The sequence below is a fragment of the Tundrisphaera lichenicola genome, assembly GCF_051175385.1.
Classification (GTDB): domain Bacteria; phylum Planctomycetota; class Planctomycetia; order Isosphaerales; family Isosphaeraceae; genus Tundrisphaera; species Tundrisphaera lichenicola.
Genome location: NZ_CP195106.1, coordinates 6,712,083 through 6,726,805, shown reverse-complemented (window position 1 = coordinate 6,726,805; position 14,723 = coordinate 6,712,083). Strand labels below are relative to the sequence as shown.

17 protein-coding genes and 1 pseudogene are annotated in these 14,723 nt (G+C 59.3%); 16 read left to right on the top strand and 2 right to left on the bottom strand.

Annotated elements, in window-relative coordinates:
* The first annotated feature begins 68 nt into the window (after window positions 1–68).
* The 9 genes from P12x_RS26645 to P12x_RS26605 all read left to right on the top strand — a co-directional run bounded on the left by P12x_RS26645 (window position 69) and on the right by P12x_RS26605 (window position 6,885).
* Window positions 69–368: a hypothetical protein gene (locus P12x_RS26645; RefSeq protein ID WP_435008061.1), complete on the top strand. Its 300-nt coding sequence runs from the start codon at window positions 69–71 to the stop codon at window positions 366–368.
* Window positions 365–712, top strand: a complete 348-nt coding sequence (locus P12x_RS26640; protein ID WP_435008060.1) for a hypothetical protein — start codon at window positions 365–367, stop codon at window positions 710–712. Before P12x_RS26645 ends, P12x_RS26640 begins: the two co-directional genes overlap by 4 nt.
* Entirely contained in the window at window positions 709–1,095 is a 387-nt protein-coding gene (locus tag P12x_RS26635) for a hypothetical protein (RefSeq protein WP_435008059.1), read from the top strand. The genes P12x_RS26640 and P12x_RS26635 overlap by 4 nt, the downstream gene beginning before the upstream one ends.
* Before the next feature lie 224 nt (window positions 1,096–1,319).
* Window positions 1,320–3,272 carry a ParB/RepB/Spo0J family partition protein gene (locus tag P12x_RS26630; protein ID WP_435008058.1) on the top strand — a complete coding sequence of 651 codons (1,953 nt, stop codon included), beginning with the start codon at window positions 1,320–1,322 and terminating at the stop codon, window positions 3,270–3,272.
* A gap of 47 nt (window positions 3,273–3,319) precedes the next feature.
* Window positions 3,320–3,733, top strand: a complete 414-nt coding sequence (locus P12x_RS26625) for a hypothetical protein (RefSeq protein WP_435008057.1) — start codon at window positions 3,320–3,322, stop codon at window positions 3,731–3,733.
* A gap of 163 nt (window positions 3,734–3,896) precedes the next feature.
* Entirely contained in the window at window positions 3,897–5,036 is a 1,140-nt protein-coding gene (locus P12x_RS26620; protein WP_435008056.1) for an ATP-binding protein, read from the top strand.
* Window positions 5,033–5,872 carry a hypothetical protein gene (locus P12x_RS26615; RefSeq protein ID WP_435008055.1) on the top strand — a complete coding sequence of 280 codons (840 nt, stop codon included), beginning with the start codon at window positions 5,033–5,035 and terminating at the stop codon, window positions 5,870–5,872. The genes P12x_RS26620 and P12x_RS26615 overlap by 4 nt, the downstream gene beginning before the upstream one ends.
* A 45-nt stretch (window positions 5,873–5,917) precedes the next feature.
* On the top strand, window positions 5,918–6,367 hold the full coding sequence (locus P12x_RS26610) for a hypothetical protein (protein ID WP_435008054.1): 450 nt from the start codon (window positions 5,918–5,920) through the stop codon (window positions 6,365–6,367).
* A gap of 32 nt (window positions 6,368–6,399) precedes the next feature.
* Window positions 6,400–6,885, top strand: a complete 486-nt coding sequence (locus P12x_RS26605; protein ID WP_435008053.1) for a hypothetical protein — start codon at window positions 6,400–6,402, stop codon at window positions 6,883–6,885.
* Window positions 6,886–6,963: 78 nt separating this feature from the next.
* Here the strand turns inward: P12x_RS26605 and P12x_RS26600 are convergent, their stop codons facing one another.
* Complete coding sequence (locus P12x_RS26600) at window positions 6,964–7,755, bottom strand: hypothetical protein (RefSeq protein ID WP_435008052.1); 792 nt, start codon at window positions 7,753–7,755, stop codon at window positions 6,964–6,966.
* A 330-nt stretch (window positions 7,756–8,085) separates the two neighbouring features.
* Between P12x_RS26600 and P12x_RS26595 the strand changes: the two genes are divergently transcribed.
* The 7 genes and pseudogenes from P12x_RS26595 to P12x_RS26565 all read left to right on the top strand — a co-directional run bounded on the left by P12x_RS26595 (window position 8,086) and on the right by P12x_RS26565 (window position 13,792).
* Window positions 8,086–8,373, top strand: a complete 288-nt coding sequence (locus tag P12x_RS26595; RefSeq protein ID WP_435008051.1) for a hypothetical protein — start codon at window positions 8,086–8,088, stop codon at window positions 8,371–8,373.
* A 99-nt stretch (window positions 8,374–8,472) separates the two neighbouring features.
* Window positions 8,473–8,754 (top strand): annotated as a pseudogene (locus P12x_RS26590) (DUF2829 domain-containing protein); the annotation flags it as partial.
* 5 nt (window positions 8,755–8,759) lie between these two features.
* Complete coding sequence (locus P12x_RS26585) at window positions 8,760–9,428, top strand: hypothetical protein (RefSeq protein WP_435008050.1); 669 nt, start codon at window positions 8,760–8,762, stop codon at window positions 9,426–9,428.
* Window positions 9,429–9,654: 226 nt separating this feature from the next.
* Complete coding sequence (locus P12x_RS26580) at window positions 9,655–10,131, top strand: hypothetical protein (protein ID WP_435008049.1); 477 nt, start codon at window positions 9,655–9,657, stop codon at window positions 10,129–10,131.
* A 133-nt stretch (window positions 10,132–10,264) separates the two neighbouring features.
* Entirely contained in the window at window positions 10,265–11,266 is a 1,002-nt protein-coding gene (locus tag P12x_RS26575) for a hypothetical protein (RefSeq protein ID WP_435008048.1), read from the top strand.
* An 11-nt stretch (window positions 11,267–11,277) separates the two neighbouring features.
* Window positions 11,278–12,552, top strand: a complete 1,275-nt coding sequence (locus P12x_RS26570) for a hypothetical protein (protein ID WP_435008047.1) — start codon at window positions 11,278–11,280, stop codon at window positions 12,550–12,552.
* Between the two features lie 19 nt (window positions 12,553–12,571).
* A complete protein-coding gene (locus tag P12x_RS26565) occupies window positions 12,572–13,792 on the top strand; it encodes a CFI-box-CTERM domain-containing protein (RefSeq protein WP_435008046.1) in 1,221 nt (406 codons plus the stop codon).
* Window positions 13,793–13,824: 32 nt separating this feature from the next.
* Here P12x_RS26565 and P12x_RS26560 read toward each other — a convergent pair whose 3' ends face one another.
* Entirely contained in the window at window positions 13,825–14,529 is a 705-nt protein-coding gene (locus P12x_RS26560; RefSeq protein ID WP_435008045.1) for a hypothetical protein, read from the bottom strand.
* Between the last annotated feature and the right edge of the window lie 194 nt (window positions 14,530–14,723).

The following is a 14,723-nucleotide window of genomic DNA, read 5'->3' as shown; positions in this document are numbered from 1 at the left end:
AAATTATCGCTTTACATGCTGAATCGATGGTTTAAAACAAAAACACAAACAACAGCAAGGAGGCTGAAATGAAGAACCAATTTGTAGACGCTCAAGAAATGAACCGCAAGCACCCAACGACGTTTGAAGTGCCGTCAGACGCAGAACTCGCAGCGATCAAAGCCGGAGATTCGGTCAAGGTCTGCACGTGCGATGAAAGGTTTTGGGTGACGGTTACCGAGGTGTCCGAGCACCGGATTGCTGGCACCGTGGATAATGATCTGATCTTCACCGACGAGCACGGACTTGATTACGGCGATGTGGTCCGCTTCACGCGGGAAAATGTCTATTCCATCATCGCCAAAGCCACCGGCAAGGAGGCAGCATGAGCGCGCAAACGCCGGGGCCTTATCGTTACCATGAATTATGGGACAAGGGACATTTATGCTTTATCGAAGTTCTAGCCGCTAATCCCAGTGGCGGCATTTCAACAACAATCCATAGCGTAGATGTTCGCTGCGCCTCTGACAGCTATATTGAGCAGGCCAAATCCAACGCCCGCCTGATCGCCGCCGCGCCTGAATTGCTGGAGGCGCTGAAGCGTAGCCATGCCGAGTTGCAGTCTCAGGCAGAACTGCATATTGGGAATCGCGCAATATCCAATCGCATTGACCCGCAGCTTATAGCGAACGCTCGCGCTATCGCCAAAGCAACCGGCAAGGAGGCAGCATGAGGTATTTCTACACCGACCCGCTGGCCGCCGCTTGGATGGCGAAGCATTTCGGGATGAAGCTGCTCGTCGATAAAGACGATGAGGGCGGCTTGGTTGACGCGGGCGCTCGTTTCATCGACTGCGACGATACCTTCCGCGAACTCTGGCAGCACGATTTCTCCTACCTCGGAAAGCTTTACGTGCATCCCGATAGCGTCGGGCTGCTGGAACCGCATGTGGGGGATTTGTGCCGCATGCAATGGCTCGACGGCAGCATCTCGGTGAGGGAGTGGGAAGCCAGCGATGACCTCACAGACGCCGCACTTGAAAGAGACGTTCGAGTAAAGCCCGAGATCATCCAGCGCAACGGTAAGCCCTTCCACTGGCCGGAGGTGGAGGCATGACCGCGAAACCCGGCCGCCCCAAATCCCCCTGCAAGAAGTGCGGCGGGATGGAACGAGATGCAAGCGGGCATTGCGTCCCATGCAACCGCGAGTATCACCGTAAATACCGGCCCGAGTGGGTCAGAAAGAGGAAGGAGGCCGAGCACCGAGCAAACCAGCTTACCAAATAGAAAAGGCCGGGAATGGCTCCCGGCCCATCACTCACAAGCAAATGGAGTAACATAATGTCTAATACGATTAACATCGAAGTCAAGAAGCTAGAGAAATCCCCGCTGAACGCCAGGAAGACCGTGTCCAAAGCGGCCTGCGAAGAGATGAAGGCGAGCCTGCTGGCGCACGGCCTGCTGGAAAACCTCATTGTCGTAAAGGGCAAGAGCGGCAAGTACGAAGTCGTGGCCGGCGCGCGACGCATGACCGCCTTGAAAGCCCTGCAGGACGAAGGGAAGCTGCCCGCAGACCACGAGGTGCTTTGCCAGATCGTGGACGAGGAGGACGCCTACGAAATCAGCTTGGCTGAAAACACGGTGCGCCACGCCATGCACCCTGCCGACGAGCACGCGGCCTTCAAGGTGCTGATCGACGGCGGGAAGACGGTCGAGGACGTTTCGCAGCGGTTTGGCAAGACCACGAAATACGTGGAACAGCGCCTGAAACTCGGTCGGGCCGCACCTGAGCTGATTCAGGAATACAGGGACGGCAAGATCACGCTCGAAACGCTGGAAGCCTTCACGATCACCGATGACCGCAAGCGTCAGATGAGGGTTTATAACTCCGTCAAGAGTGGCTGGCAGCGGAACAACCCGCGCGAAATCCGAGGGCTGCTGACCGAAACGATGGTGGATGCCAGCAATAAGCTCGCTAAATTCGTCGGGCTGAAAGCCTACGAGAAGGCGAGCGGCACTGTGAAGCGCGACCTGTTCGGCGAGGATGTCTATCTCGAAAACCCGGAGCTGCTGAACTCGCTGGCGGAAGCAAAGCTAGCCAAAGCCGCTGAGGAACTGAAGGCAGAAGGCTGGTCTTGGGTCCAGACTGCCCTTGACCGGGATTATTCCTTCACCGGAGGTTTCAAGAGAATCGAGCCGGAACCTGTCGATGCGCCGCAGGAGCTTGTCGATCAGAAAGTCAAGCGCGAGGCTGAATCCGAAGCCGCGTCGAACGCCTATTACGACTATGAGGGCGAGGATGAGGAGCAGGAGGAAAGGCTGCTGAAGCGCCACGAGGAGATGGAATCCCAACTCGACGAACTCAACGAGAAACTGGAATCTTACGTGCGTTTCACGCCGGAGCAGATGAGCGCGGCGGGCTGCTACGTCTACATCGGCCATAGCGGCAAGCTCGAAATCGAACATGGGCTTGTGAACAGGGCGGATGCGAAGAAGCTGCCGAAGGCCAGCGGCGAGGCCGAGGAAGATGCGACCGACGAGAAGCCGAAGGGCATGTCGGAATCGCTGAAACGCGACCTCGAAGCCTACCGCCTCGGCGCGGCACAGGCCGAGATCGCCAAGCATCCGGCCATCGCGTTCGACATGCTGGTCTTCAAGCTCACGCTCGATGCGATCGAAGACGCTTTCGGCCCGGAGGACGGCATGGCAATTTCCGCTCGCCGTGAATATCGCGGCGGGGTTGCCAGCGAAGAGGCAAGGAACTTCGCCGAAGCCCATCTCGAAGCGGCCAAGGCGGCGCTCCCGCTCAACTGGATGAAATTGGAATCCGAGGTGGGGCAGTTCCTCGCCTTCCAGCAGCTTTCGGATTACCAGAAACATGCCCTGCTAGCCTACTGCGTGGCGGCAAGCCTGAAACCGAAGCTCGCACCGACTGAGGACGAGGACAAGACCGCCTATGACATCGCCCTGTCCCAGACCGGCGCGAACGTGGCCGATTACTGGCGTCCAACGAAGGAGAACTTCCTGAGCCGGATCACCAAGGACCAGCTACTCGAGATCGGCAAGGAACTCGTCGGTGGCGAGCGTGGCGAGACGTGGGCTGGGAAGAACGCCAACGAGAAGAAGGGCGACATCGCCTCTGAGCTGCAAAAGGCGTTTTCGGACCCGGATCGCTACGGCGGGTCGCCGGAGCAGGTCGAGCGGGTGAAGAGCTGGCTCCCAACGGGGATGGCGTTCCTGGCCGTACCCGAGCCCAAGCCCGCCAAGGCCAAGAAGGGCAAGAAAGCCGCATAGCGAAACCGGGGCGGGCCCCGGCTCGCCCCACATTTCACGGAGGATTTATGACCGAATTGAATACGAAGCCGCTCGATGTCCGGCGCATTCTCGAAGATTGCATCGATAGTCTGGAATACGTAAATAAGGCGCATCCCGAAGTGACCGGCTCAGGAGTAAGGAGAGAGCGAGTTGCGAAAGCGAGAGAATTTCTCGCTGCCCTCGAAAAGCATCCTGCGGGTGGTGGTTCTACCTTGAAACGCAGATCCGAAAGGCGCTGTAAGGGTTGCCAGTGCTCGATCTCTCACAAGCATGTCAATGCTCGATTTTGTACGGCCCAGTGTAAGGATGCATATTGGAATGCCATCAACCCGCGTGGCTATGGACTCGACCCCGCGTTCAGAAACGAGGACGAGTTCGGCAATCCGACCTTCATTGGTGTGACCGATTTTGACAACACATCTTGTCAGAATGAGGAATAGCACCATGACCAAATCAACTCAGGAAGCCCTTGTCGCAGCCGCTTTCAGAAACGTTAGCTACGACGAGTCCCCTCGACCAGTACCCGCCGCCGCCATCGAACCCGCCGTATCGGCTCCGCCTCCAGTTCCAACACGACCCCTGCAAGCCGATCCCAATGGGATCGTGCTGGGCAAGCTCGACCTCAACCAGTCCATCGACGTCACCCTGAACATCGAGAAGCTGCTGGAGGGCCGACTGCTCATCCAGGGGGCTTCCGGGGCGGGCAAGTCATGGACGCTCCGCCGTCTGCTCGAACAGAGTGCCGGACGCATCCAGCAGCTCGTGATCGACCCGGAAGGCGAGTTCAAGAGCCTCGCCGACGAGCTCGGCTACCTCTACATCGAAGGCCACAAGCTCAAGGGAGCGGCGCTCGCCGAGATGGCGAGGCGGGCCCGCGCGAACCGCATCTCCATGGTCGTCGACCTGTCGGACGCCCGACGCGAGGAGCAGATGATGGCGGTGGCGGCCATCTTCCACGCTCTGGTCGAATGTCCGCAGGAGATGTGGCACCCGGCGCTGGTCGCCGTGGACGAGGCCCACCTGTTCGCCCCGTGGGGGACGCAGGGGCAGGAATCCTCGGCCGTACGGAAAGCCTCCATCGCCGCTGTGGTCGATCTGATGAGCCGAGGACGTAAACGCGGCCTCGCTGGCGTCCTCGCCACGCAGCGTCTCGCGCGCCTGAGTAAGTCGGTCGTCTCGGAGATCCACAACTTCCTAATCGGTATCAACACGCTCGACCTCGACGTGAAGCGGGCCGCGGAGACCATCGGCTGGGAGATGCGCAAGGCCTACGACCGGCTGCCGATGCTTACGCCCGGCGAGTTCGTCGCCACCGGCCCCGCCTTCTCGCTGAGCGCGGTTGAGGTCAGGATTGGCGCCGTGAAGAGCCGCCACGTCGGGGCATCCCCCCAGCTAGCGGAAGTTCAGCAGTTTGACGCCGATGCCGCCCGCTCCATGCTCGACCTCGACGAACTGGTCCAGATGAGCCAGTCGGATGAGCACGAGGCGGCCCTGCAGCCGGGATTCAAGGCCGTGCGGACGTTCATCCGGGACGAGTCGTTCCCGCTCGCAGGAAGAGTGTTCGAGGCCTTGAAGGGTCTCATGCCGGACGGAACCACCGTCCGGAGCCTCGCAGGTCACCTGAAGGTGGACGAGGACGACCTGATCGCCGCACTGGCCCTGCTGGAGTCCTACGGGGCCGTTGAAATCAACGACGAGGGCGTGCTGGTCGCGCCTAAGTTCTTCTGGGAGAAACGCCAATGAGCTTGGAGCGCGTTTCATTCAAGAAAGGCCGGGAACATAAGCCCCGCCTCTCCAAGCCCTATGTGCCAGGAGTTCGTGACGAGCGGTACTGGACGGAGGAGGAAGACCAGATCCTCCGCGATCACTACCCCGACAAGGGCTTCGCCTATTGTGCGGCCAAACTGCCGAACCGCTCCAAGACCGCGATCTACGGACGAGTACAGAAGCTCGGCGTGAAATATGGCGACGGGAAGCTTAGAAAGATCCGCACGCACGAGGAATACGCCGAGCTCGACGCGAAGATCTCCGAAATCTGGCCGACGCTCGACCTGCCCGCCGGAAGCGTCAGCGGCGTCAAGGAAGTCGCCCGTCGGTTGAATGAGCCGCACTGGCTGATCACCCAGCGCTGCCGTCGGCTCGGGCTGACGCGACCACGCAAGAAGGAGCCGCCCTGGTCGGCCGCCGAGGATGAGCTGATGAAGCGGGTTCCGCTCCACGATCCGGACAACTGCTCGGAGATCTTCAAGGCCCACGGGTTCAGCCGAACGGCGACCGCGATCATGGTGCGAGCAAAACGGATCAACCTGTCGCGGCGTACTCACGCAGGGTTCTCAGCAGGTGCGGCGGCGAAGATACTCGGGCTCGATGGAAAGACCGTAGCCATTTACTGCCTCAAGGGCATCATCAAGAGCAGCCGCCGTGGGACAAAGCGACTGCCCCAGCAAGGCGGAGACGCCCACAGCATCGAACGGGCGGACCTTCGGCAGTTCGTGATCGACAACCTCGAGCTGATCGACTTCCGGAAGGTCGACAAGTTTGCGATTGTAGAATTGCTGGTTTCGGAGAAGGTGGCCTAGCGCCCTGGACTGGTCATGCGTACAATAGAAGCAAAGGAGGCTCCCATGACCGAAGCCAAGGCCAAGTCCCTCGCCGAAGCCGTCGGCGGTCATGTCGTCCAGACCATGCCCCAGAGCCGGATGCATGGCGTTTCACTGACCCGCGCTGACGGCAAGTTTGCCCTGATCGAGGAAGACGCCGGGGCGGTCTATTTCGACGAGCATGCGTGCTGGATCGGCTATCACACGCTGGGCGATGATGCCCGGGGCGTGGTCGATGCCGAGGAGTGGATCGACTGGGGCATCACCGAGCTATGGGCCTCGGGCCTCGCCACGCTGATCGGCGGCACTCCCTACCAGAGCGGCGGGAACGTCTGGGTGGTCCTGTTCGAACGGCAGGACGGACGGCTCGCCGTCATCGGCGACACGGGAGCCGAGATCTACCAGAGCCGCGATCATTACGAGCGGTACTACGAGGCTGACCAGCCGGAGCCGGAGCGGGTCGAGTGGGAATGAGTTAACGAGAACTGACAAACGCATGGAGGCGTATGTATTGGAAGCTTTCCTACCGGGCCGACAACGCGGCCCTGCCGCTAGCGAACCGGCACTACAGCCGCCAGAAGCCCGATACCAGCCAGTTCGTCGCCCCGGGCCGCTGCGTTGTCCTGACGGGCCTGAACGCGGATGCCCTGTGGGTCAGCCTCTGGCAGCGTCCCGAGTTCGTCGATCACGCGTGGAAAGACGCCTGGGTCTGCTCGCTCTTCCGCAACGAGTCAGCCGGGCTTTCGTCCGAGCTGGTCCGACAGGCGGTCGCCGCCACCCGCTTCGACTGGCCTCGCGTCCCCTCGCAGGGGATGGTCACCTTCGTAGACCCAAACAGGGTTCGCCGGAAGCGCGATCCAGGCCGGTGTTTCGTCCGTGCCGGGTTCCAGCCATGCGGTGTCACCAAGGGCGGACTGCTCGTCTTCAAGTTGCCGCCAGATGCGATGCCGGAGGCCGAGACACCAATCGGAGGGCAATTCGCGTTGCTATGATCTCGCCCCCGGTGAGGAGTGGACGCTGCCGGCAGGCTCCTACAAGTGTTGCGGCGGGCCGAGCTGATCGCGCGGTGTTCAGCTCTGGTCATATTCGCGTTCTTCATGCGAGGCCGACACCGCGTAGGGAGGCAACGGAAATAGAGAAGCGACGGCTTCCAAGTCCGCCTGCGGGAAGTCCTTGAACGACATCAGATCGAACGTCGCCTGGCCCATGACCGTCAAGCCGACCGGATTCGTCTTCAGGAACCCAAATTGCCCGCCAAAGAGGTCATTGACCTCGCCCAGCAAGACCGTCTGGGCCTTCGACATCTCCGCTGGTGGATGCGTCATCCACCTGGCGTGAATGCCGAGCTCCTCATGCCTCCCCGCCAGGGCGGTCAGGCAGAATTGACGCCAGGTCAGCCGATCGGCAAGGACGATCGCCCGGTTCACCACCTCGGGCGGGACGTCGGTGAACGCCGCGTTGACGTAGATATTCGCGATCCAGGGGATCTTTTTCTCCTCCCACTGGAGCCTGCTCTCCATCAGGACGCCCTCGAGCACCGTCTCGGCCGGAGACCGTTGATCGTTCAAGGATTCGAAGAAGCCGTCCTGTCGCGGTCGGTCTCCCGCGACCCATCGTTCGTAAATCCGATTCAAGGCGTGGGCTGCCGCGGTGCCGACCTTGGATCGCTCCCGATCGGACAGTTGGCGGTCGGCCACGTCGCCGAGCACCTTCTTGATCGATGCTTCCGCGAGAGGCGCCAAGGCCCCAGCCGCCAACACTCCGGCGGTCGTCGGAAAAATGAGCCCGAAGCCCGCGCCCACGACTGCGCTGACGACTTCCGAGCCGGTGTGCAGCAGCGTCATGATCTTTTCGTCGGCCACGATCCCCTCCTTGTAACGACATGGCGGCCAGGGGTATTCGCCCGCCAAGTCTCGGTATTCAAGGCCCCGTGTTCGCGCGAAATTCCCCAGGGTCCCTATCTATCCGATCTTCTCGCATTCGGGTGCCAGTGCAGCCAACCGAGCGTCCCTCTCCTCGGCTACCGGGCCGCCACTATGGCCTTTTGACGGGAAAGCTGAATCAGCCGTCGGAAAAGTCAATCTTGCAGCGGGACCCTACCCCCTTCGATTGACTTCCCCGCCTGTGGCCGATTCGGGCACTCCCTACAAGGCCCGAAGGGCGGGCCGGAAACCAAGAGAAGGAGAAAGACCATGCTAAATATCGTTATCGCCGCAAAGACGCGCTTTCCGCTCGGGCAGATATGCATGACCCCCGGTGCGAGGGACACCTTCACGCCGGAGCAGATCGCCGAGGCGATCCAGCGCCACTCGGGTGGCGACTGGGGCGATATCTGCAAGACCGACGCACGGGAGAACGAAACCTCGCTGAAGGAGGGCTTCCGCCTGATGTCGGTCTACACTTTCGGAGACGACAAGCTCTGGGTGATCACCGAGGCGGACAGGTCGGCGACAACCGCGTTGTTGCCGGACGAGTATTGACGATGTAGGGGGCGGCTCTCGCGGGTCGCCCCTTTCTTTTTGACATCGCCGAATTGCTGCGCTAGCCTCCGGCTGCATTAACCGCAGCATGGAGGCACTATGAATTTCGGACAAGCTATCGAGGCGCTGAAAGAGGGCAAGCGAGTTGCCCGAGCCGGCTGGAACGGCAAGGGTATGTGGCTCGCATATTCGCCGGGCAGCAATGCACTTCCGGCGGAACGATTCTGGGCTGGCCCAAATCGCGAATACGCTCAGGCGAACGGGGGCACCGCAGACGTACTGCCCTGCATCACCATGAAAACCGCCACCGGGGAAATCCTGATGGGCTGGCTGGCGTCGCAGAGCGACATGCTCGCCGAAGATTGGCAGACGGTCGAGTAGCTGCGATGCCGCGCAAGAAGAAGAACGCCGCCGCTCTCGAGGCCCACGAACCCGCAACCGAACCGACGCCCATCGCGGAATCCCTCGATCGCTCCCCGGCGGTCGCCGCCATTCTGGACGCCCGGGAAGCCAAGGCCCAGGTCGACCCCGAACGAACCCTTCCTGAGCCCGACGAAGCCGTCGCGGCATTTACGCGGCAGCGCGAGCGCGAGCAGGCCGTCGGCACGACCCGCTACAAGAAGACGCCGGATTTCCTCGGCGGGGTCGCCACCGACGTCAAGGTGATCGACGAGCCGCAGGCCGCCAAGCCCCGGAGGCACGTCGAATTCGGCAGCCTCCCGCCCACCGTGAAGACGATATTCCGCTCGGAGGAGAAGGGCTTCCGCCTGATGGAGGACTTCGCGAACCGCAAGCGGCTGATCCAGTTCCTCGAGAAGCCACAGCAGCCGGTCATCGACGAGCTGATGGCCAATGGCCTGCAATACGACGGCGGGAAGCAGCAATGGGGTATCAGCCTGGTGCCGCCGAAGCCGCCCGAAGGCGAACCGCCGCTCACTCGTGACCAGATTGCCGGGTATGCCGCTGAGATCCGCGACATGACCGACAGGCTCGCCCTCGGTTTGAGCGGGAAGGCCGAGCGCCTCGGCTACGAAGTCGGCGGCAGGGGCGTATGAAGCCGCTGGACGCCCCGCAGGCCACCCCGAGTTTCAGCTGCCGAGTACCACGGAACCGATCATCCATGAAAATCAGGACGGGCAAGCCAGCCAACTTGCTGCCGGCGTTCGTCCTACTCCAGCGAGTCCAGTAGGCCCTTGACAGAAGACCGGTGGCGCGCGATCGTTGCACGCCGACGAAGGGCCCCATATTGCCCAATCTACCTTTCCAGACAAGTGTAGAAATATGCAAACCGCTATTCTTTTGATGCTACTCCTTGTTGCCGCCGCCGGCGCCTTGGGCGGCATGGTTAACGCACTCACTACTGACAACGGTTTCCTACTGCCGCGAAAGGAGGCGGCCAGCGGCGGTACAATGATTTGGAGGCCAGGGTATCTGGGAAATACTCTGATTGGCGCCATCGCCGCCATTATCTCATGGGGTTTGTATGGCCCGCTAAGTGCCTTATTTATCGCAGGGACCAAGGAGGCAATGGAAAAAAATGCGCAGTCAGCGAGTATTGGCCTTTCGCTGGCGTCCTTGGTCGGCGCTGTACTGGTTGGAGTCGGAGGTGCACGCTGGCTTTCGAATGAAGTCGACAAGAACCTACTTCGGGCGGCAGCCGCGCAGGCTGCTAGCAAACAACCGTCTTCTGAGCTGGCACAACAGATTTCACTGGCATCTCCTGCTCAGGCACTCAATCTTGCTCGTGATATGAAATGACTTTGCCTTTCGCCCTATGAACGTGCAACTCCGTGACGCTGACCACTCGACGCGGATTTAACGCTGCCTGGCAACGGAAGACCTCGACTCCAAAGACTCGAAGCAGCCCGACAAGAAGCGGAGAAACCAACCGATGCCCACGAGGTCGCTGTTTACGAGGAGCGGGCAAGCGTTTCAATTCAACCCCATGCAGCCGGATCGTTACGCGTGGGATTACAGCTCGCTAATCACTCCGAGAGAGGCTCACACCGAAGCCTTCTTCCTCGCATTGACAGGCGAGTACGACGCTCAAGGGTACTTCGCTAATGACCTGCATGTCTATTTGAATTGTCTTCTCGACGACCAGCGAATAGTCACCACCGACTTGACCAGCCTCATTGCACGTCACTATGCGACCGAATTGAGTGTCTACGATCAGGACCAGTTTCGCGCTCACTTGGTGCCCCGCATCGTTCCACACGTCGCCTATTATAACCCGGAAATGGCTGATCCTCTGGCTCATGCACAGGAGCTGGTCGACGCACTGTATGAGAACCTTCCGGCAGCAGATACACCCGCTCCTCTCGGGACCGGAAACGCTTCAGACACGTTAACATCTCTACACTGGTTCTGGGTAGTACATCGCCTTTTGCCCGTTAGGCCTTTTGACCTCACGCTGGCCATGAACTCCGCGAATGTGCCGGAGAGGATCAATTTAAACGAACTGTTTCACCCTGTGACTATCACATTTTCGTCAGGTCCTACTACTACGCCGCGATCCGCACGGCGCGATGTTGGGGCTACCCTGACGCGCGGCGGCCTCGTCTTTGACATGACGATCGTCTACAAGAACCCAATCTCCGACGAAATCGACGACATTCTAGCTGCGATCCAGCGACTTCGAGAAGACGTCGACCAACTTCAGACCGACGTCGGCCAGTTGCAGTCAGATGTGGAGGAACTGCAAGGAGAGGTGGAATCTATTTGGGATAAACTCGCCGAGTGGGACACGACGGTTACAAATGCATTGCGTGATATCGACAATTTGAAACTGGTGACACTGGGCATTGAAACCAGGATTAAGCAGGTCCAAATTGACCTCGGGAACAACACTGGAATTCTTAACAATATTCGCAATCGCATCAGCACTCTTTGAGGAAAACGACGATGGCTGATGGCTTTGAAACGCTCGCGCAAATCACCGCGTACTTCCCAACCGAGGACAACTACGTGCTGTCGCGCGACGCAGCCCAAGCAGGTTTGGCCTATCTCAATGAGGCACGCGCTACAGCAGATGCTATGGATGCTTTTCTCAAGCGTCGACTGGGGGGACGGAAGAGTGGAGAAGTCCACATTTCCCCAAGTTTAATTCGACGCCTAATCGAGATTCCGCCCCCGCCAGAGGATAGGTTGCCTCCTGGTGCCACACTTGCCTTCCACTCGTTCGATCTTCCGCACGATGGCCCGTTTGCAACGGTTGTTTATCGCGGACAGCTCCCGGTCACTGGCAGCACCCCACTTTCAATTGAATTGAGCGTTCAGATAGGCGCAAATCGTGTGCCACGGGGATCTACTGTCGATTACAGCGTCAGGGCAATTACGGCAACCATAACTGTCGATCCTGCTTTTGAGAATCCACAATCGTCCCGTCCTACTGATCCATTTTATTATACCAAGATTCAGCCATTCCTGAATGCTTACCTTGATGTGTTGGCGTCCGTGTTCAGGCAGTCGCTCTACACCTTCTCTATCGATAGCCCAGAAAAGATGCCACCCCCTGACCTCTTCGCGTTCATCGACGGTGTGTCGATTTTCCTTTGGGATAGCCGGTTGCCCACACTCACGGTGACTCCCCGAGATAATACGCATGAATTGGCGATCGTTGCAGGCCTCAAAGAGGTCGAGGATGAGATCGTTACGCGAGTAACGCAGGGTGAGGAAAGGGATGACGAAGATGATTACACATTTGTGACCGCCCGCGATTTTCAAGTATTGGCTAGCCCGCAACGGTTGCACTTTAACGTTTTCTACCACTGGCATGAATTCATTGCGGGAGACAAGGGATGCAACTGGCTTTATTGTTGGGACACTCGCATGTGGGTCGGCGCACGAGACAACGTACCGATCGACCTCAGGTTCGCAATGGAGTGGCTGGCGGATGGAACGAGCTTAAAACTTGTTATTCATCCACAATACCCGAATTACGATGTGCCGGGCGGAGCGATCTATAAAAAAAACCTACGATTGGTGCCGGACTGGGTCTTTGCGCCGATCAACGCGATTATCAACAACACCGTCAACGGACAGCTTCACCAACTCGAAGACGAGAAGATTGACTTCCCCCTCTTCGACGACGACCTCCGAGTTCAGTTCGCAGAGGCCACCGTGTTCGATGGCGGCCCCGGACACTTCTTGCGCGTCAACATTGATTTCCGCCCCTAGACTCACCAGGAGTGCTTCCGTGCCGGACCCCATCATCGTCAAGGGCAGGCCGTATTTCCCGATGGCCCGGGCGTTCTTCATGCTGATTGCAGACGTTGCAAAGCCAAGCAGTCGCCCGTTGCCCGTCAGTCAGCTCCTGAGGTCGCTGCCCATACAGTACAAGACTTCAGCAGATAGAACACGGCTCGAAAGACGAGGCGACATCTCGAAGGCCGAAGATCGGAATGTTCTCTATAATGAGCGGCGAGTTTCGACTCGCGTCACCCTCGTTCAAGAGAACTTCCCGCGCGGTTCTGCCGGCCCAGGCGACCAAGACATCCTGATCGAGATTCCTGCTCGCGTCGAGTGCCAGTTCGCCATCGACGGTGCGCAACTTACGCTTAGCTTCACTGGCGGTTCGCGTCCTCGCGTTAGCTTCCCGGGTCATCCGACCCTTCCCGCGCTCTACCTCAACGGGGTGTTTTATAATCAGAGCCTCTGCCGGATCACCCTCGAGAGCCAGGAGATTGTGGTCGATTACACGCAGGATCCCGATAGCCACTTGAAGGCGGTCTCCGACAAAATGGCTTTGAAGGCGAGCACGCTGAAGGATTGGAACCATGACCATGTAGTGGCGATGCTGGTCGTGATGGACATGCTCACCAAGTCTACTCGACGGACCATCAATGGCTACTACAAGATCCAGAAGGCCAAGGTCGTCGAAACCAACTGCGATCCGGAGGACCAGTTCTGTGAGTCCTCGCGGTGCATGGTCGAAACAGAGTACGAAGAGGAGCGCCTCGAGGTGGCCGACAACGCAACTGACGAACAGGTGCAACAGGCCATCGATGAGGCGTGTCGTATTCGCCGTGGGCAAATTGTCGATGGGGATTTTGACGAGGTCGCCGTTACCTGGTCGTCTTCCGGCGGCACGGATATGACCACTGTCACTGCTGGAAGCGGTAACTGCCTCGCTTATGCGACACCCGACACTACCGTTGCGACGTGCTTCGTCGTCACCGCCGTGTACGGACAGTCGGATGTATTGGATACTTATTATGCCTTCCGCGACCAAGTTCTATTGAAGAGCGCTGTAGGTCGGTGGCTCGTTCGCCGGTACTACCAAGTCGGGCCGTGCCTGGCAGGGTTCTGCCGCCGCTACGGGGTGGTGAAAGCCGCTGCCAGGTTCCTTTTGGGGGGATTCCATTGCTTGCTTCGGGCAGCCGGAATTCAGCCCACCAATTCGGCTAGCCGGTCCTGATCCACCTGATGAGATTCATCCTTGAACCGCGATCAGCGGACCGGGACGTAAAGCTCGATTCGTTCCCGGAGTGCCGTGGGCACCGTGTCGTAATTCTCGAACAGATCTCCGGCGGCACGCGCGATCTTGTCAGATGAGTCTTTCAGTGTCTTTCTGAGTAGATCGCGCCTTCGCGACAACTCTTCATCGATACCTGGCGATACGGCGGTCGCCTGGATTCGCGAAATCAACTGGTCATATCGTACTAGGAGGGAATCGTCAGCGGACAGTAGACGGACGAGGTCTGTGTAGGCTCTGACCTCCGTGACCGTTGCGTTCGTGAGCAGGGCGAATTGATCGATGCTCAGGCTGTCGGAGTTGTAATCCAGCAGTGTGAGGGCGGCCATATTGAGGGCATGTTGGTGCAAGTAGTGGGTGTAAGCACCTTTCTTTGCCAGCGCGGCCGTATCACGCAAGGCAGCCACAGTATTTCGGGCTTTCACGCGGTAAGCCCTTTCTGTCATCTCGCAAATGCACTCTCCGAGCAGATAGTTGAGCTGCCTGCCTCCGAGTTGATACCGCGTAGCCAGAACCTGTTCCGTCAGGTGCTTCGAGTGGGTGGCGATTCCTGCACCGGTGCTCGGGGCGACCGGCGTGCTAGGACATGTGGCGAGCGACAGCCACGGCACTACGAACAGCGAGTTGTGGCCGGGATCTGCTGACCCCGCCTGGTCGCAGAGCTCCGCTGCCAAAATCACGGCACGCTTCCACACACCAGCGTCGGGTGTATCTCCATCGCATGGCGTGGAAAGGAATACCGCCGCCCGTAAGAGCACGACCTGATCGTCTGACAGTCTAGGGTGGTAGTTTCTTGCGGCGTACACATGGGTCAAGGCGCGAGCGATCGCCTGACCGGTCGTCGAGCACTGCAGGATGGACAGATAATCGGCCC

Bases quoted from the DNA above. Each gene is read 5' to 3' on its own strand.
- P12x_RS26580 (WP_435008049.1), top strand. From the start codon at position 9,655: ATGCAAACCGCTATTCTTTTGATGCTACTCCTTGTTGCCGCCGCCGGC.
- P12x_RS26640 (WP_435008060.1), top strand. From the start codon at position 365: ATGAGCGCGCAAACGCCGGGGCCTTATCGTTACCATGAATTATGGGAC.
- P12x_RS26570 (WP_435008047.1), top strand. From the start codon at position 11,278: ATGGCTGATGGCTTTGAAACGCTCGCGCAAATCACCGCGTACTTCCCA.
- P12x_RS26625 (WP_435008057.1), top strand. From the start codon at position 3,320: ATGACCGAATTGAATACGAAGCCGCTCGATGTCCGGCGCATTCTCGAA.
- P12x_RS26605 (WP_435008053.1), top strand. From the start codon at position 6,400: ATGTATTGGAAGCTTTCCTACCGGGCCGACAACGCGGCCCTGCCGCTA.
- P12x_RS26635 (WP_435008059.1), top strand. From the start codon at position 709: ATGAGGTATTTCTACACCGACCCGCTGGCCGCCGCTTGGATGGCGAAG.
- P12x_RS26615 (WP_435008055.1), top strand. From the start codon at position 5,033: ATGAGCTTGGAGCGCGTTTCATTCAAGAAAGGCCGGGAACATAAGCCC.
- P12x_RS26575 (WP_435008048.1), top strand. From the start codon at position 10,265: ATGCCCACGAGGTCGCTGTTTACGAGGAGCGGGCAAGCGTTTCAATTC.
- P12x_RS26585 (WP_435008050.1), top strand. From the start codon at position 8,760: ATGCCGCGCAAGAAGAAGAACGCCGCCGCTCTCGAGGCCCACGAACCC.
- P12x_RS26595 (WP_435008051.1), top strand. From the start codon at position 8,086: ATGCTAAATATCGTTATCGCCGCAAAGACGCGCTTTCCGCTCGGGCAG.
- P12x_RS26630 (WP_435008058.1), top strand. From the start codon at position 1,320: ATGTCTAATACGATTAACATCGAAGTCAAGAAGCTAGAGAAATCCCCG.
- P12x_RS26645 (WP_435008061.1), top strand. From the start codon at position 69: ATGAAGAACCAATTTGTAGACGCTCAAGAAATGAACCGCAAGCACCCA.
- P12x_RS26610 (WP_435008054.1), top strand. From the start codon at position 5,918: ATGACCGAAGCCAAGGCCAAGTCCCTCGCCGAAGCCGTCGGCGGTCAT.